Raw genomic sequence first — 16,764 nt, 5'->3', positions numbered from 1 at the left:
CGGTGGGTCTTGACCTCCTGCTCGCCAGCGCAACACCGTCACCGGAGCCTGCCTCCGGTGGCTTCGATCTGATCGGGACCATCCTCTGGCCCCTCAAGTGGGTCGTCGAGCTCGTGCTCGTCGCCTGGCACTGGCTGCTGACGGCTGTCGGTCTTCCGGCGGCATCCGGTCTGACCTGGGTGCTCTCGATCGTCGGCCTCGTGATCGTGGTGCGCGCTGCGCTGATCCCGCTCTTCGTGAAGCAGATCAAGAGCCAGCGAAAGATGATGGAAATTGCTCCTGAACTGCGAAAAGTTCAGGAGAAGTACCGGGGCAAGAAGGATCAGCTCTCTCGTGAGGCAATGAGCCGCGAGACCATGGCCCTCTACAAGAAGCACGGCACGACGCCGATGTCGAGTTGTCTTCCGCTTCTTGTGCAGATGCCGATCTTCTTCTCGCTGTTCAGCGTGCTGAGCGACGTCTCGAAGCACCACAACCTGGGCGTGGGAGGTGTGGGTCTCCTCAACGCCGAACTCACTGAGCAGTTCTACAACGCGGAGCTCTTCGGCGTCGCATCGTTGCACGAGACCCTCGGCAACGCAGTGGATGCCGGCAACACGGTCGCGATCGTGATTCTGGTCGTGCTGGTCGTGCTCATGATCGCGTCGCAGTTCTTCACCCAGCTGCAGATCATCTCGAAGAACCTGTCGCCTGAGGCCAAGACCGGCCAGGCGTACCAGATGCAGAAGATCATGCTCTACGTGCTGCCGCTCGGCTTCATCTTCTCGGGCATCTTCTTCCCGCTCGGCGTGGTCGTCTACTGGTTCATCTCGAACCTCTGGACCATGGGTCAGCAGTTCCTCGTCATCCGCGAGATGCCGACCCCCGGGTCTGAGGCGGCGAAGGCCCGCGAGGAGCGACTGGCTCGCAAGGGCAAGGCGATCGACTCCTCGGGCAAGGTCGTTCCCATGGCGGCGTACGAAGCAGAACAGCAGCGCCTGCTCGAAGAGGCGGAGCGCGCCAAGGCGCAGACTCCCAAGCGCCAGCAGCCTGTGGGCAAGAAGCGTGCCAAGAAGAAGGGGAGCGGTTCATGACCGACAACATGACCGAGACCGTGGAGCCCACGGTCGCAGAGCTCGAGAACGAGGGCGACGTCGCAGCTGACTACCTCGAGGAGCTGCTCGACATCGCTGACATCGACGGCGATCTGAATCTCGACGTCCGCCAGGGCCGTGCTTACGTGTCGGTCGAGGCCGAGGGGGATGGGCTCGCTCTGCTGTCGGCACCCGACACCGTGCAGGCGCTCCAGGAGCTGACCCGCCTCGCTGTTCAGAACAAGACCGGTTCGTTCTCGCGACTGATCCTCGATGTCGGCGGGTCTCGGGACGCGCGTCGCCGCCAGCTCGAGACGCTGGTGAATGCAGCGGCTGCGAAGCTCGATGATGGCGCGACGCAGGCCTCTCTGCCGGCGATGTCGAGCTACGAGCGCAAGCTGGTTCACGACATCGCTGCCGATCAGGGGCTCGTCTCTGAGTCCTACGGCGAGGGTGCTGACCGCCACACGGTCCTGCGCCGTCGTTGACGTTTCACGTGAAACATTTGGTCGGGATGCCGTCGTGAGCGACGTGGAGATCGAGCCTTCCGTAGCCGCCGAGTTGTTCGGGGATCGGATCGAGGTGGCACGACAGTTCACGGCGGCCCTGACTGAGCACGGCGAGGAGAGGGGCCTGATCGGCCCGCTGGAACTGCCTCGCCTGTGGACCAGACACATCCTGAACAGCGTCATCGCTGCTCCGCTGTTCCACGGATCTGTTGCCGATATCGGCTCCGGTGCCGGCCTGCCCGGAATCGTCCTGGCGATCGCCCGGCCGGATGTGCAGTGGACTCTCATCGAACCGATGGAGCGCCGCGTGATCTGGCTGAACGAGCAGGTTGCGGAGTTGCACCTCGACAACGTCGAAGTGCTCCGCGCGCGTGCCGAAGACGTACGGCGACCGGTGGGCTTCGATGTCGTCACCGCGCGAGCCGTCAGTGCTTTGAAGACGTTGATTCCTCTTACCGCACCGCTCGTGAGGGACGGTGGCGAGCTCATCCTGCTCAAGGGGATGAATGCCGGCAATGAGATCGACGCGGCGCAGAAGCAGATCAAAAAGTTCCGCCTCTCTGACATCCGAGTCGAGACTCTCGGGGAGAACGTGCTCCCTGAGACGACACGAGTCGTTCGGGCTGTCGTTCGGTAGCTGCCGACCGAGGAGCGGACGTTCCTTGTCGCTGTGGGAGTTGCTCCGCGGATGTGACAGGGTTGGGGCATCTACGGGACCTTGGCTTCAGTTGGCGTGTGAGTCATGCGTGCCATGCACGTGGATACCCTCCCCACTTGCGTACTTCGTCAGGAGTGAGGGCGAGAGCGCGGTGAGCGGTGGACGGTGTTTCACTTGAAACGTACGGTTCCCCTCATGCTCTCGGATCGCGTGAGTGCGTGTCTGTCGTGCTCTAGTCGGCGAAGGCAGCGGGGAGGTCGATGTGTTGAGATGATCACGGCCTCGACAGTTCGCGCGGGTTGTGGATGTGTTTCACGTGAAACGGCCTGTTACACGGCCTCCATACCTTCCGCAGTGCACGTCGAGGCTCAGGTGTGGGTTCCCGTTCAATGACTGGCGGGCGCGGAAGTGAGTGGCAAGCTCTGCTCGGGTGTGGTCTGCGTCGTGAATCTGTCGTAGGGGTCGGTGCCCCGTCGGAGAGGGCGCGGATCTCCGCGGGTTTCCTTCAGTGTGCAGTACGACGTGGACGGCTGGGGGATTCTGCGGGACACGTCTGAGCTGCGTATATCGATGCCGCATGGGGAACTTCGCATAACGGCCCCGGCGAGGTACGTCGACAGGGGGCAGGCGTTTCACGTGGAACATTCCGCCCTCGTGTCAGTACACGGTTGCCGCGGTAGGAAAGTAAGTGCTGTCACCGTCGAGCGGCAGTTCGCGTGATGGAGAAGGCGCGCAGATCTAGAACAGGGACGTCGAGGTGGAGCTGTCCCAACGTTTCACGTGAAACGGGGGACAATGGCTCGCCTGCATCCGTAACCGGGTGTGATGTGGCCACACGGCTGCTCTGCGGAAGTACGGCGTCGGCTCGAAAGGTGACGTACGCGGTAGAGCACCGGTCGACCCGTCGATGTGGAGACAGAGGAGCGCGGCCTGCATAACGCCATTCAGTCACTCACCCGCCCACTGACGGTCTCATCACGGTGCATGGGGGAGTGTGCGCCGGCAGGGTGCGTGCTGGCGCAGTGCGCGCAGGATCGTCTCGGCGATCGGCAGCCAACCGCTGTGCACGGTCTCGTCGATGGTCGTCGAAGTCGTGTCTCTCCGAGTTGTAATCGTGTACGCCGCCTCGGTTCGGCCTGCAAGCGTCGCGGCCGTGGTGGACAGACTGCTGATCGGCGCCCACTGCCCCCGATGCCCCCATCGCGGGTGCCCAGGAGTGAGGCTCCGTCGGCAGCCGCGGAGGCTCGAGGCGACTCGTGTGTGTGGCTACGACCGGTGGGAGGGTTTCACGTGAAACGCCTGCTCTGGCCCGAGCGTGTGTGCTGAGGCGCTGCTCGATCCCCGTGCCGCGCGGCAGGGTGCGGGGCGGCAGGTGCCGCGGCGTATGGCGCACCCAGGTCGAGCTCCGGTGGCCCGTCCTGTCCGAGCTCCCCGTGGATAGGTCTTGCGAGTGGCTCGCCTGAAACGCATGAGTGCCCGCTCACGCGTGAGCAGTGCAACCTCCCCCACGATGATCGGCACCGAAGTCCTTTGTCTTGCCGAAGCGCTTCGATGCCGCTCATGACGAGGGCGGAGCGGTCTTGTCGAAGCGTCGATCGCCGAGATTCAGTGGTGGCGCGGTATCGCGGTGACGATTCGCGACCGATTCGCTTGAGACAGCACGGGGGATAGGGCCTCGAATCTTCGGGGGATTGCTGGAGACTTCGCGCTCATGACTCATCATGTACTGCCGAAGAGTCATGATGCCTCTGAAGACGGGCCGGAGTGGACTGGCGACGCGTCGAGAGCCGATATCTCGTGGTGTGCGGGACCGCGACGACGATTCCTGCGCCGACTCGGTGGAGACACAGGGGCTACCCACGCGCCGGAGGCGGCACGTCGTAGTAGGTGAGAGCGTGCGACGGGACATCTATAGACATTGCCATCTCTCGGTCGTGCCACCGTCTCGCGCCATTCACGGCTGCGCGGCATCCGGCACGAACGTTCTTGTGTGTTGCGGGCGATTCGCCAGTGGGTAAGCCGGCAAGCCCTGCGAGGGAGGACGGCGCGACTTCAGCGCCGCATTCATGTTTCACGTGAAACAGGCGAGTGCGACGCCAGTAAGACAGTAGGGGAGGTGATGACCACAACGGAGTGGCGCCACATGTCTCATGTGACACGGGTGCTACCGACTGTCCAGCGGCCGCCGGTAGAGCGCACTCGGTGATGATCCGTGCGAGCGGCGCTATGTGGGTGCCGCGAGATGGTGACCCTGTGACGTCGCAGATATGCGCGCGTGTCTGCGAAGTCCCCGGGAGATAGGCCGAGTACAACAGACGTCCGCCCCCTGAGCACTCGGTAGGGGATCCGAGAGGGACAGGGTGACTGACGATCATAGGACCGCAGCGATCAGGGGGCGCCAGGGATCATTGGGGCTGGGCTCGCGGATCGCGACCAGCCGCCTCTTCACACTGCGAACCTGGGATGAACGCCCTGTCAACACCGCAGCCCCGGTGTCTGGCGTCTCTTCAGGCAGATGCACTGTCAAGCCATCGGTTCCACGTGAAACACCGATATTCTGACGGAATGGTCCGCCTACTCATCACCGGCATGTCAGGCGTCGGCAAGTCGAGCGTTCTTTGTGAGCTGGGGGAGCGGGGCTACCCCGTCATCGACACGGATTACGGGCCGTGGAAGACGGAGACGGGTCTGTGGGATGACGTGCTGATGGGTGCCCTTCTCGGGGAGAGCACCGAGGTGGTGGTGTCAGGCACCGTCGCGAACCAGGGCGACTTCTATGATCGCTTCGATCATGTGGTTCTGTTGTCGGCTCCTCTATCGGTGCTGCTCGACCGCGTCAGTATGCGCACCACGAACCCCTATGGCTCGACTGCGGACGAGCGTGAAGAGATCACGTCGAATCTGGCTTCGATCGAGCCACTGCTGCGTGCGTCGGCGACGGTGGAGATCGACGCCACACAGCCACTTCATCACGTCGTCGATCGAGTGGAAGAGCTGCTTCATCGCCTGTGACCGTCCTGGCGATGGATGGCCACGCAGTCGCCGTCTCTGCGGCCCTGGGCCCACGGAGGAGCCTCCGCATCGTTGCGATCCGAGAGGCCGAGGCCACCTCCGTCACGGCAACGTCCGCCGCAGCGATTAGAGTGGAGGACGGCCCCGAAAGGAGTGGATGTTTCACGTGAAACAGCCCGAAAAGGCATCACCGAAGGACTCCTTCGGGATGGATACGCCGCTCGCGCGGGAACTTGCCGACCTCTCCGCTCGACGCCGACTGCTCGAGAGTGTCGACATCGACTTCACGGGAGACACCCGCATCCTCACGGTCTCGAACCAGAAGGGTGGCGTCGGCAAGACCACGAGCGCGGTCAATGTCGCTTCGGCGCTGGCGGGTCTCGGCGCGAAGGTCCTGGTGATAGACCTCGACCCCCAGGGCAACGCGTCGACCGCTCTCGGCGTGCCGCACAACGCAGACACTCCGAGCGTCTATGACGTGCTGATCGAAGACCTCCCGCTCGCCGACATCGTGCAGCAGAGCCCCGAAGACAAGAACCTCTTCTGCGCCCCGAGCACCATCCACCTGGCAGGCGCCGAGATCGAACTCGTGGCACAGGTCGCCCGAGAACACAGGCTGCGACGAGCTCTCGACGACTACCTCGTCGACAACCCGATGGATTTCGTGATCATCGATTGCCCTCCTTCCCTCGGGCTGCTCACGATCAACGCCTTCACCGCGGCGAGTGAGGTCTTCATCCCGATCCAATGCGAGTACTACGCACTCGAGGGACTGAGCCAGCTTCTCGGCAGCATTCAGATGATCCAGAAGCACCTGAATCCCGGACTCCATCTCTCCACGATCCTTCTGACGATGTTCGACGGCCGCACGCGACTGGCGCAACAGGTCGCCGACGAGGTCCGCACACACTTCCCCGATCAGGTGCTCGATACCGTCATCCCGCGCTCGGTGCGGGTGTCGGAGGCGCCGAGTTTCGGTCAGACCGTGATCGCCTACGATGGGCAATCCGCCGGCGCCGTCGCGTATCGCGAGGCCGCTGTCGAGATCGCGTCGCGGACGGCGACGCAGAGCAAGGAGAAATGATGGCGAAGCGCACTGGACTGGGTCGGGGCATCGGTGCCCTCATTCCTACAGCCGATCAGTCCGAGCGTCCCGTGGATGTGTTCTTTCCCGGCGCGAACCTGCGTCCGGCGACGGATCAGGCCAGTGACCAGCCCGCTGCAGAAGCGGATCTCGAGGTCGTGCCCGGCATCCATCTGATCCAGATCGACCCGCAGAAGATCGTGCCGAACCCGCGTCAGCCGCGCACGCATTTCAATGCGGAGGACCTCGCCGAGCTCGTGCACAGCGTGCGTGAGTTCGGGGTGCTGCAGCCGGTCGTCGTTCGCAAGAACAGCGATGGCGAGTATGAGCTGATCATGGGGGAGCGGCGCACCCGTGCCGCGCGTGAGGCGGGCCTCGACAAGATCCCGGCCATCGTCCGCGAGACCGCCGACGAAGACCTCCTCCGCGACGCACTGCTCGAGAACCTGCACCGCTCCGAGCTGAACCCGCTCGAAGAGGCCTCGGCGTACCAGCAGCTGCTCGAGGACTTCGGCATCACGCAGGAGGAGCTGGCCACGCGGATCGGTCGGTCGCGTCCTCAGATCAGCAACACGATCCGTCTGCTCAAGCTGCCCATGCCGGTGCAGCAGCGCGTCGCCGCTGGTGTGCTGACCGCAGGACACGCTCGTGCGATCCTCAGCCTGGAGTCGCCGGAGGCGATGCAGCGCCTTGCTGACAAGGTCGTGAACGAAGACCTGTCGGTGCGAGCCACCGAGGTCGCAGCGAAGACCGAGCCTGCAGGACCGAGCCGCTCCGCGGCGAAGGCGACGCCCGGCGCCCGCCGTGCCTATCTCGATGAGGTCGCCGGCAACCTCGGAGACCGCCTCAACACACGGGTCAAGGTTTCGCTAGGCGCACGAAAGGGCCAGGTCATCATCGATTTCGCATCGATTCAGGATCTGAACCGCATCCTCAGTGAGCTCGGAGAGTCGGGATACGGCCCGGCATGATCTCCGCACGTTCAGCCGTCGGTTCGCCTAGACTCGCGACATCTCGACGATGAGGGGGAAGGCCATGTCCGGAGTGCAGGATCCCGCGAAGTTCCAGCGGCGAGTGATCGCGGTGAGTATCGCCGCAGCACTCGGCGGCTTCCTCTTCGGCTTCGATACCGCCGTCATCAACGGTGCCGTCGACGCGCTCGCGGGTGACGTCTCAGGGTTCGATCTCGGGGTGGGACTGAAGGGCTTCGCGGTCTCGTCGGCTCTGATCGGCTGTGCGGTCGGAGCCTGGTTCGCCGGGCCGATCGCGAACAAGCGCGGTCGTATCCCGGTGATGGTCTTCGCCGCCGCCATGTTCTTCATCTCGGCCATCGGCTCGGGTCTCGCCTTCAGCGTGGTCGACCTCATCATCTGGCGTGTGATCGGCGGACTCGGTGTCGGCGCAGCATCCGTCATCGCCCCCGCGTACATCGCGGAGGTCTCACCTGCTCGCGTGCGCGGTCGACTCGGCTCACTGCAGCAACTCGCCATCGTCACCGGAATCTTCGCCGCGCTTCTCTCGGACGCGTGGCTGGCAGGGCTGGCCGGCGCCGCTGATCAGCCCCTGTGGGGCCTCACGGCCTGGCGGTGGATGTTCATCGTCGAGGCGATCCCGGCACTCGTGTACGGGATCATGGCGTTCCGTCTACCGGAGTCCCCGCGCTATCTCGTACGCAAGGGAGACCTGAAGCGAGCGTCGGAGGTCCTGGAGACGGTCACGGGCGCCGTCGACGTCGATGCCAAGATCAAGGAGATCACGAGCACGATCGATACGGAGCGCAAGGAGTCGCTGAGCGACCTGCGCGGCAGCCGTCTGGGGCTGAAGCCGATCGTCTGGGTCGGCATCCTGCTGTCGGTCTTCCAGCAGTTCGTCGGCATCAACGTCATCTTCTACTACTCGACCACGCTGTGGCAGTCCGTCGGATTCGATGAATCCAGTGCTCTGCTGACGTCGGTCATCACGTCGGTGACGAACATCGTCGTGACGATCATCGCGATCCTGCTCGTCGACAAGGTCGGGCGCCGCATCATGCTCCTGGTCGGTTCGGTCGGCATGACCGTGACTCTCGGCCTGATGGCGCTGGCCTTCTCGTTCGGCACCCTCGACGCCGAAGGGGCGGCGACGCTGCCGGATCCGTGGGCGACGGTCGCCCTGATCTGCGCGAACGGGTTCGTGGTCTTCTTCGGAGCAACGTGGGGCCCGCTGGTGTGGGTCCTCCTCGGAGAGATCTTCCCGAACTCCATCCGTGCAGGCGCCCTCGCGGTAGCCGCGGCAGCGCAGTGGGCTGCCAACTTCTTCATCTCGACGACCTTCCCGATCTTCGCGGAGATCGGGCTCACGTTCGCGTATGGCTTCTACGCGTTCTTCGCGCTGGTGTCGTTCTTCTTCGTGTACTTCAAGGTGCCCGAGACCAAGGGCAGAGAGCTCGAGGAGATGACCGACGAACTGAAGGTGGAGCGCCGGGGCACTCGAAAGGCGTCGTAGGCTGGAAGCATGACCGAGTCCGTTCCGCGCCGCGCCAGCCTCGAAGTGCTGCGAGCAGAAGCGTCGGATGAACTCGCCGTGCTGATCCAGGAGAGGCTTCTCGGTGGAGAAGACCCTTGGGACTTCATGGAGGAGCTGCCGAGCGTCGACGAGCTGGTCGTCTACCTGCTGCGTGCCGACAACATCACAGCCAACGACGGTGTGCGCCCGAATGAGGCACGCCACTATCGGGTGCTTCGCCAGATCGCGCTGGAGTATCCGGAGCTGACGCCGGCGGTCTGGGGGCTTCTCGACGAGAAGCAGCGTCATCGACGCTGGGATCCCTCGGTCGCCGACCGCTCCTGAGGACCCACCGCACGATGCCTCGGATGCTCGTCGGCTACGACCCCTCTTGGCCGCAGCAGTTCGCGAGGATCGCCGCAGAGCTGCGCACGCTCGGGGACTCCGAGTGGACGATCGAGCACATCGGCTCGACGGCGATTCCGGGAATGCGCGCCAAACCCATCATCGACCTGGCGGTACGGGTCCGGGACCCCGACGAACTCGAGGCCCACAGCGCGGCGCTGGAGGAGGCCGGCTGGCGCCTCGGCAGCGCTGTGCGCACGCATCCGGTGATGATCCTCGAGGTCGACGGCATCCGCAGCGCGATCGCACACTTCTTCACCGAGGAGGAGTGGGCCGACGTGCACCAGCGACTGCTCCGGGACTGGCTGCTCGCGCACCCGGAGGATGCCGACCGGTACTCCCATGCCAAGTGCGACGCGGTCGCCGCCGCCGCGCGCGGGATGTCGACGTACAACGCCGCGAAGACGCCCGTGATCCAGGAGATCGTCGATCGCGCCCGGGCGGCGCGGGGACTCGCCTCCGTGCCGGTCCACGACAAGTAGGTGGCGGAGCGGTCCCGATCGGCGGACGTTGCCACGATCTGCGTGCGCACGGGCTGAATCCGTCCGCAGAACGGGACGGGGTCCGCAGAACGGGACGGGGGGAGAACGGAAAGGGCCGCCACTCCCGAAGGAGTGACGGCCCTTGTCGACGCGTGATCAGCCGATGAACGCCGCGAGGTCCTGCTCGAGGGCCGGCTTCGGCTTGGCGCCGATGATGGTCGTCTTGACCTCACCGCCCTGGAACACCTTCATCGCGGGGATCGAGGTGATCTGGTACTTCATCGCCAGCTGCGGGTTCTCGTCCACGTTCAGCTTGAGGATGGTGATCTTGTCGGGGTTGTCAGCCTGGATCTGGTCCAGAACCGGGGCGACCATGCGACACGGTCCGCACCACTCGGCCCAGAAGTCCACGAGGACGGGACCTTCGGCCTGCAGAACGTCCTGCTCCCAGGTCGCCTGGCTCGTAGCCTTTGCACTCATCAGAGTTCTCCTTGTTCGAGGTTCGCCTGCTACAACAGCAGACGAGGTGAAACTGTTCCCTGCCGCTCAGGCGGTGATGATCTCGGCGGCCTCTGCAGCCGGGAACTCGACCGACGCGTCTTCGAGATCGGCGAGGAAGTGCTCGGCGTCGAGGGCCGCGACCGTGCCCGAACCTGCGGCCGTGATGGCCTGACGGTAGGTGGGGTCGATGACGTCACCGGCGGCGAAGACACCGGGCACTGAGGTGACCGACGAGCGGCCGTCGACCCAGATGGTGCCCTCTGCGGTGAGCTCGAGCTTGTCATGCACGAGGTGCGTGCGCGGGTCGTTGCCGATCGCGATGAACAGGCCGTCGAGCGGGAGGTCGCTCAGCGTGCCGTCGACCGTGTTGCGCAGCTGCACGCCTGAGACGGAGTCGCCACCGAGGATCTCGGCGACCTCGCTGTTCCACACGAACTCGATCTTCTCGTTCGCGAAGGCGCGCTCCTGCATGATCTTCGACGCACGCAGCGAGTCCTTGCGGTGGATGACGTAGACCTTCTCGGCGAAGCGGGTGAGGAACGTGGCCTCTTCCATCGCCGAGTCGCCGCCGCCGACGACCGCGATCGTCTTCTCCCGGAAGAAGAAACCGTCGCAGGTGGCGCACCACGAGACGCCGTAGCCCGAGAGGCGCTCTTCGCCCTCGATGCCGAGCTTGCGGTAGGCCGAGCCGGTCGCGTAGATCAGCGACTGCGCTTCGTGCACCGTGCCGCTGCCCAGCGTGACCTTCTTGACGGGGCCGGCGACGTCGAGCTCGGTGACGTCGTCGTAGACGACCTCGGTGCCGAATCTCTCAGCCTGCTCCTGGAACTTGGCCATGAGCTCGGGGCCCTGGATTCCCTCCGGGAACCCGGGGTAGTTCTCGACCTCGGTGGTGTTCATCAGCTCGCCACCGACCTCGACCGTGCTCGCGATGAGCAGCGGCTTGAGGTTGGCGCGTGCCGCGTAGATGGCGGCGGTGAATCCGGCGGGGCCGGAACCGATGATGATGACCTGACGCATGTGCTCTCCGTCGTAGATGCTGAGACGCCGAAAGACGTTCGACTGCTTCAACCAATGGTAACCGCGCGACATTCCCGCGCGAGGGGGCTCAGCGGCCCGGCAGGAATCGTCGCAGCATGGAGTCTGCGACCTTGAGCTCGGGGGCACGCATCAGGGCCAGGATGCCGATGTAGACGACCACGACGGCGATGCCGATGATGCAGGTGCCGAGGGCGCCCTGGATCTTGTCTGACGTGGTCCACCCCGTCGGACCGCCCAGCAGAAGGAAGACGCCCCAGCCCGCGAATCCGGCCGGCACGGCCGCGACGGCGTACCGGCCGATCGCTGTCATCCACGAGCGGATCTGGAGGCCGCCGATCTTGCGGTGCAGAAGCCAGCTGGCCACGATCATCTGCAGCGTGCTCGCGATCGACTGCCCCAGTGCGATGGCGGCGGCCAGCATGGTCACCTCGATGACCTCGGCGTCGAGCAGCCACTGTGCGACCAGGGCGCTGACGACCACGAGACCGCACTGGAAGAGGGTGAACCAGAAGGGCGTGCGCGTGTCGCCGTAGGCATAGAAGGTGCGCTGCACGATGAACAGGATCGTCAGCGGCACCAGGCACACGAGGAAGCAGACCAGCACGAGTGCGGCCTCTTCGGCGTGCGACGCCTGGTTGGTGAACACCCTCGACGCGGGGACCGCGGCCGCAGCGACGGCGGCGACCGCGACCGCGATGAAGAAGAGCAGGGTGCGGATGCTCTGGGCGATGTCCGCCTGGACCTCTGCATGTCTGCCGGCCGCAGCGTGCTCGCTGATCTGCGTGAAGTAGGGCGTTCCGATGGAGAGGACGATGATCGAGTACGGCAGCATGAAGATGAGCCAGGCGTACTGGAACGTGGCGACCGACGCGCCTTGACCGGAGGCCTCGGTGAGGATCTGCGTCTGCACCAGCCCGGCGCCGAGGCTCGCGAGCGCCATCAGGAAAGTCCAGCCGGCGAGCCTGCCGACGTTGCCGAGGCCGACCCCGCGCCAACGGAAGTCAGGGCGCAGCGCGAGACCCGTGCGCCTCCAGAAGATCAGCAGGATCGCGGCCTGGATCACGATGCCGAGCGTCGCCGTTCCGCCGAGCGCCGCGATCATCTCGGGAGTCCAGTCGGCGACGCGGGTGAGGGGGCCGCCGAACAGAGCGCCGACGATCAGGAAGCCGACGATCGACACGATGTTGTTGACGACGGGCGCCCAGGTGAAGGGACCGAAGATGCGCCGAGCGTTGAGCGCCTCGCCCAGCAGCGCGTACAGGCCGTAGAACAGGATCTGCGGCATGCACCAGTAGGCGAATGCCGTCGCGAGCGCGAGGAACTCTGAGGACCCCCCCTTGCCGGCATACAGCCACACCAGCCAGGGCGCGGCGATCGTCGCGAACCCGGTGATCACGACCAGCACGACTGTGCCGAGGGTGAACAGCTTGGAGATGAACGCGTTGCCGCCGTCGGCATCGGCGGTCGCCTTGACGATCTGAGGGATGATCACCGCGGTGAGCACGCCGACCGAGATCAGCGAGAAGACGTTGTTGGGCAGCTGATTCGCGATGGCGAAGGCGTCGGCCGCGCCGGCACCCACCGATCCGATCACACCGACCAGGACGATGGTTCGCAGGAGCCCGGTGACGCGCGAGATGAGCGTGCCGGCCCCGATCAGTGCACTGGCGCGCCCGAGACTACTCATTCATCTCCTCGACGGCATCCGAGTGGGATGTCGTCTCCTGGTCGTTCTCTGCGTCGGCCTCGCGGCGCCGGCGTCGGATGGTGCGGATGATGCCGAGCCCGAGGAGCAGCACGATGAGGCCGCCGAAGACCCCGAGACCGATGGCCTCCCATTCGGCGCGCACCGAGACGCGGACGCTCTCAGGCTGACTGATGGGCACGCCGGTGGGGCTCGAGAGCGACAGCGTCAGGGTGACCTCGCCACTGCCGACTCGGGCGGACACGGGCACCTTGACCCTCGTCGTGGTGCCGGGCTGGATGGTCCAGGGCGTCACCGACTGCACGTCGAGACGCGGATCGCTCGGCTTGACGCTGAGCTGGATGTTCACCGGCCACGGCAGATCGTTGCGCACCGAGAACGGCAGGTCGGCATTGGCGGAGAGCAGCTGGATGGTGCTCGCCGGAGGGATGTCGACGGCATTCAGCGTCTCCGTCGTCGCCTCGTTCACGTCGAAGACGGCGTCGTCGAATCCCTTCTCCGTGAGGCCGACCGCGGTCGCCCGCATGATCTGGATGCGCTTGGGGCTCAGCAGCAGTTGACTGTCGTCGAGGATCGACGCGAACTCGCCGAGCACCACCTCGCTGTCGAGCATCCGCTGCAGGGCCGTCGCACGCGCCTGGTCGGGTTCGGCCGAGAGCGTCGCCGAGGTAGCCGGGACCGCGAGGACCTCGGCGAGGCCGAATCCGGGAGAGTCGACCGACGCGACCGCTTCTCCGAGCGCCTCGGCCGTGCGCGTCTCGTCGCGGTCGAGGCCGATCAGGAGAGGCGTGCTCGGATTCGACTGGCTCGACAGGGACAGGAGAGCGCTGGCCTCGGCGAGCCGCTGCTGACGCGCGGCGGTGTCGTCTTCACTCGCGGCCTGCGAGAGGGCAGTCGAAACCGCAGCGTCGGTGACCAGCACGCCGCGTCCGTTCACGTCGGCGTGTGCCCCGGGGACGTCTCCGACCGAGGAGGACGACAGGACGGTGACCGCGCCGCCGCTCACGAACGTCGAGAACACCTCGAGGTCGGCGGCGGACACATCGCTGCGCGGCCACAGGATGCCGGGCGTCGCTCCCTCGATGGCGGTGAGTTCGGCATCACGGGGCAGCACGGGGCCGTCGGTGGGCTGAGGAGTCGGTTCGTCGCTCGGCTCCGGTTCTGCCGTCGGCTCGGTGCCGTCCGAGCCCTCCGACGGCACAGAGGCCGGGGTCGGCGCGGGGGTCGCGGTGGGCGTGGGAGTCCCGTCTGCGGGCTCGGTGAAGCCGCTCGAGCTGAGGAACGGCGCGAGGGTCGTGGGCTGCAGGAGCGCGGACAGACCTGCCTGCGCCTGTGTGGTGGCGTCGGCATCGCCGAACTGCAGGGCGAAGCGCTCGTTCGGCAGTGCATCGAGAAGACGCAGCCATTCCCGGGCACTCTCCGGAGCCGAAGAGCCGAGCACCCTGATGGCCGCAGGGATCGCCGGGTCGATCGCCAGGATCGCCGACGTCCCGCGAACTCCGTCGACCACCGCGGTGAGCGCACCGTCGGGGGCGGTGAGCGCACTGAGCTCGTCCGCGGTCAGAAGGGCGCCGCCGTCGGGTGTCGCCGTGACCGGCACCATCACGGCGATGGGCGGGTTCGCCGCAGCGGTCACCACGAGCACCGTCGTCGACGTCACCGAGCGCGCATCGTCCTGAGCGTCGGTCTGCGCTCCGCTGAGGGTCGCACGCAACGGATAGACGCCGGGAGCCAGGTCTCCGAGAACCTCCGGCGGAAGGAAGAGACTCGTGGTCGCGGATGCTTCGGCGTCGACGGGCGCGGTCGTGTCTGAGCCGAGCTGTTCGAAGCCGCCTGTCGCGTCGGCCTCGTCGAGCCAGGTCGTGATCGCGGCTTCGTCGGTGAGGGGAGTGCGATTGAGCTCCACAGTGACGCGACCGGACGAGAGCTCGGACCTGGAGTCGTTCTGCACGGTGATCGAGGCCGTCGTCGCAGTTCCGGGAGCGACCGTGCCACGCACTCCGGCCGAGAGGAGCAGATCGACCGACGAGCCTTCGGACTCGGCATCGGTGGCTGCGAACGCCCCGGGTGCGCCTGCACCCGCCAGGCCGAGAACGATCGCCGAGATGACGGATCCGCGTGCCAGGCGGTGCAGGCGCGTGCGGAGGCCGTTCTCGGGGGTGGTCGCGGTCATGAAGGTCTTCCTCGAACGCCCGGGGATCCCAGGCTGCTCGTGAGTGCTGACCTTGTGATTCTAAGCGGCTGGCTGAATGAGAACCCTGAAGACGCGTAGAGTGACGGCCGTGTCCGACACCCTCGCCCCCAGGCCCGATCCGCTCCGCAGCACCGCGCTCGCCGCAGATCTCGACGACGCGGATCTGCGTTCGGAGCCGCTTCGTCGCCTGTGGGGCGATGAAGCGGACGACGCACTTGCCAGAGGCATGCGTGAGCCGATCCTGCGGGCGATAGCCGACGACGACGGCGTGCTCGCGACTCTCGGCAGGCTGCTGGTGCTCGGAATGCCGCAGCCCCTCGCCGCGGTCGCCGATGCTCTGCCGAGACTCGGCGCCGACGGCCTCGCCGCTCTCGGTCTCGCACGGATCGAGGGGGGCACGGTCGTTCCCACTGCCCTTCTGCGGCCGCAATCGTTCGTCGACTCCGACGGGATGGGCGAATGGTGGATCGCCAGCGACCTGGATGAGGTGGCGCTCGACGGTGCGCTTCCGGCGGATCACGTGCTCGGTGTCGGCGGAGCCTCGCGCACTCTCGCCGAGATCATCATGCCGATCGAGGTCGACCGCGCACTGGATCTGGGCACGGGATGCGGCATCCAGGCGCTTCTGGTCGCTCGCCACGCAGGTTCGGTCGTCGCCACCGACATCTCGGCGCGAGCGCTCGCCTATGCCGAGCTGAACGCCCAGCTGAACGGCGTCTCGAACATCGAGTTCCGACTCGGGAGCATGTTCGAGCCCGTACCGGGGGAGGCCTTCGACCTGATCGTCTCGAACCCGCCGTTCGTCATCACGCCGCGTGCGGAGGGGGTGCCGGAGTACGAGTACCGCGACGGCGGCCTCGTCGGCGACGCGCTCGTCGAGCAGTTCCTGCGTGCGGTCCCGTCGTTCCTGACCCCGGGAGGCGTGGCGCAGCTGCTCGGCAACTGGGAGTCACGCGGGGGTCAGGTGTCGCTGACCGGGCGCTCCGGTCTCGACCGCCTCTCGTCCTGGGTTCCCGGAGACCTCGACCTGTGGGTGATCCAGCGTGAAGAGCTCTCGCCGCTCGGCTACGCAGAACTGTGGATCCGGGATGGGGGCACGACCCCGCGGGATGCCGCTTTCACCCCGCTGCTCACGGCGTGGCTCGACGACTTCACCGCTCGAGGCGTCACCGCGGTCGGATTCGGCTACATCCTGGTGCGCCGGCCGGGTGCCGGCGGCACCCCACTGCGCCGTCTCGAGCGAGTGTCGCAACCCGTCTCGAACGTGGGTGGTGCGTTGCGTGCGGGTCTCGCCGCGCACGATGTGCTCGCGGCGGGACTGCCCGGCACGCTGCTCGTCGCTCCCGATGTCACCGAGGCACGCCATCTGCTCCCGGGCAACGATGATCCGAGCATCATCGAGCTCCGACAGGGCGGGGGATTCGCTCGCACGATCGCGGTGGATCCCGCGCTCGCCGGCTTCGTGGGAGCGTGCGACGGCGATCTCACCGTCATGCAGATCGTCTCGGCCCTCGCTGACCTTTTCGAGGTGCCGCTCGTCGACCTGTGGGCCGACCTCGAACCCCGCATCCGACAGCTCGTGCTCGACGGCCTTCTGGTGGCGGGGGAGTGATGCA

Annotated in this window: 14 protein-coding genes; 10 read left to right on the top strand and 4 right to left on the bottom strand. The window is 66.0% G+C overall.

Translation table 11 applies throughout. The features are described 5' to 3' along the window. The first annotated feature begins 2 nt into the window (after positions 1-2). From yidC to QMA07_RS12900, 9 genes are all read left to right on the top strand, one after another. Positions 3-1,073: a membrane protein insertase YidC gene (gene yidC / locus QMA07_RS12940; protein ID WP_290162497.1), complete on the top strand. Its 1,071-nt coding sequence runs from the start codon at positions 3-5 to the stop codon at positions 1,071-1,073. Next, positions 1,070-1,561, top strand: a complete 492-nt coding sequence (locus tag QMA07_RS12935) for a R3H domain-containing nucleic acid-binding protein (protein ID WP_056374982.1) — start codon at positions 1,070-1,072, stop codon at positions 1,559-1,561. Before yidC ends, QMA07_RS12935 begins: the two co-directional genes overlap by 4 nt. A gap of 34 nt (positions 1,562-1,595) precedes the next feature. Beyond that, positions 1,596-2,219, top strand: coding sequence for a 16S rRNA (guanine(527)-N(7))-methyltransferase RsmG (gene rsmG, locus QMA07_RS12930; RefSeq protein ID WP_290162493.1), 624 nt, complete (start codon positions 1,596-1,598; stop codon positions 2,217-2,219). A 2,484-nt stretch (positions 2,220-4,703) separates the two neighbouring features. Continuing rightward, entirely contained in the window at positions 4,704-5,252 is a 549-nt protein-coding gene (locus tag QMA07_RS12925) for an AAA family ATPase (RefSeq protein ID WP_290162491.1), read from the top strand. 157 nt (positions 5,253-5,409) lie between these two features. Then, positions 5,410-6,336, top strand: a complete 927-nt coding sequence (locus QMA07_RS12920; protein WP_290162489.1) for a ParA family protein — start codon at positions 5,410-5,412, stop codon at positions 6,334-6,336. After that, positions 6,336-7,307 (top strand): ParB/RepB/Spo0J family partition protein, encoded by a 972-nt coding sequence (locus QMA07_RS12915; RefSeq protein ID WP_290162487.1) that lies wholly within the window; start codon positions 6,336-6,338, stop codon positions 7,305-7,307. The genes QMA07_RS12920 and QMA07_RS12915 overlap by 1 nt, the downstream gene beginning before the upstream one ends. 64 nt (positions 7,308-7,371) lie before the next feature. Continuing rightward, complete coding sequence (locus QMA07_RS12910) at positions 7,372-8,820, top strand: sugar porter family MFS transporter (protein WP_290162484.1); 1,449 nt, start codon at positions 7,372-7,374, stop codon at positions 8,818-8,820. A 9-nt stretch (positions 8,821-8,829) separates the two neighbouring features. Next, on the top strand, positions 8,830-9,165 hold the full coding sequence (locus QMA07_RS12905; protein ID WP_140038535.1) for a tryptophan synthase subunit alpha: 336 nt from the start codon (positions 8,830-8,832) through the stop codon (positions 9,163-9,165). A gap of 14 nt (positions 9,166-9,179) precedes the next feature. Further along, positions 9,180-9,707, top strand: coding sequence for a GrpB family protein (locus QMA07_RS12900; protein ID WP_290162482.1), 528 nt, complete (start codon positions 9,180-9,182; stop codon positions 9,705-9,707). Positions 9,708-9,863: 156 nt separating this feature from the next. On the opposite strand, the gene trxA is transcribed toward QMA07_RS12900, so the two are convergent. From trxA to QMA07_RS12880, 4 genes are all read right to left on the bottom strand, one after another. Beyond that, on the bottom strand, positions 9,864-10,187 hold the full coding sequence (gene trxA, locus QMA07_RS12895) for a thioredoxin (protein WP_042541543.1): 324 nt from the start codon (positions 10,185-10,187) through the stop codon (positions 9,864-9,866). 66 nt (positions 10,188-10,253) lie between these two features. Next, positions 10,254-11,228, bottom strand: a complete 975-nt coding sequence (trxB, locus tag QMA07_RS12890) for a thioredoxin-disulfide reductase (RefSeq protein WP_290162477.1) — start codon at positions 11,226-11,228, stop codon at positions 10,254-10,256. Positions 11,229-11,316: 88 nt separating this feature from the next. Beyond that, a complete protein-coding gene (gene murJ / locus QMA07_RS12885) occupies positions 11,317-12,936 on the bottom strand; it encodes a murein biosynthesis integral membrane protein MurJ (protein ID WP_290162475.1) in 1,620 nt (539 codons plus the stop codon). Then, positions 12,929-15,127 (bottom strand): DUF6049 family protein, encoded by a 2,199-nt coding sequence (locus QMA07_RS12880; RefSeq protein WP_290162473.1) that lies wholly within the window; start codon positions 15,125-15,127, stop codon positions 12,929-12,931. The genes murJ and QMA07_RS12880 overlap by 8 nt, the downstream gene beginning before the upstream one ends. A 109-nt stretch (positions 15,128-15,236) precedes the next feature. Between QMA07_RS12880 and QMA07_RS12875 the strand changes: the two genes are divergently transcribed. Further along, positions 15,237-16,760 (top strand): methyltransferase, encoded by a 1,524-nt coding sequence (locus QMA07_RS12875; RefSeq protein ID WP_356763014.1) that lies wholly within the window; start codon positions 15,237-15,239, stop codon positions 16,758-16,760. Positions 16,761-16,764: the final 4 nt, after the last annotated feature.

The sequence above is a fragment of the Microbacterium sp. APC 3901 genome (assembly GCF_030407765.1).
GTDB lineage: Bacteria > Actinomycetota > Actinomycetes > Actinomycetales > Microbacteriaceae > Microbacterium.
Note: the sequence above shows the minus strand (reverse complement) of the source record. Positions and strands in the feature narration are given on the sequence as shown.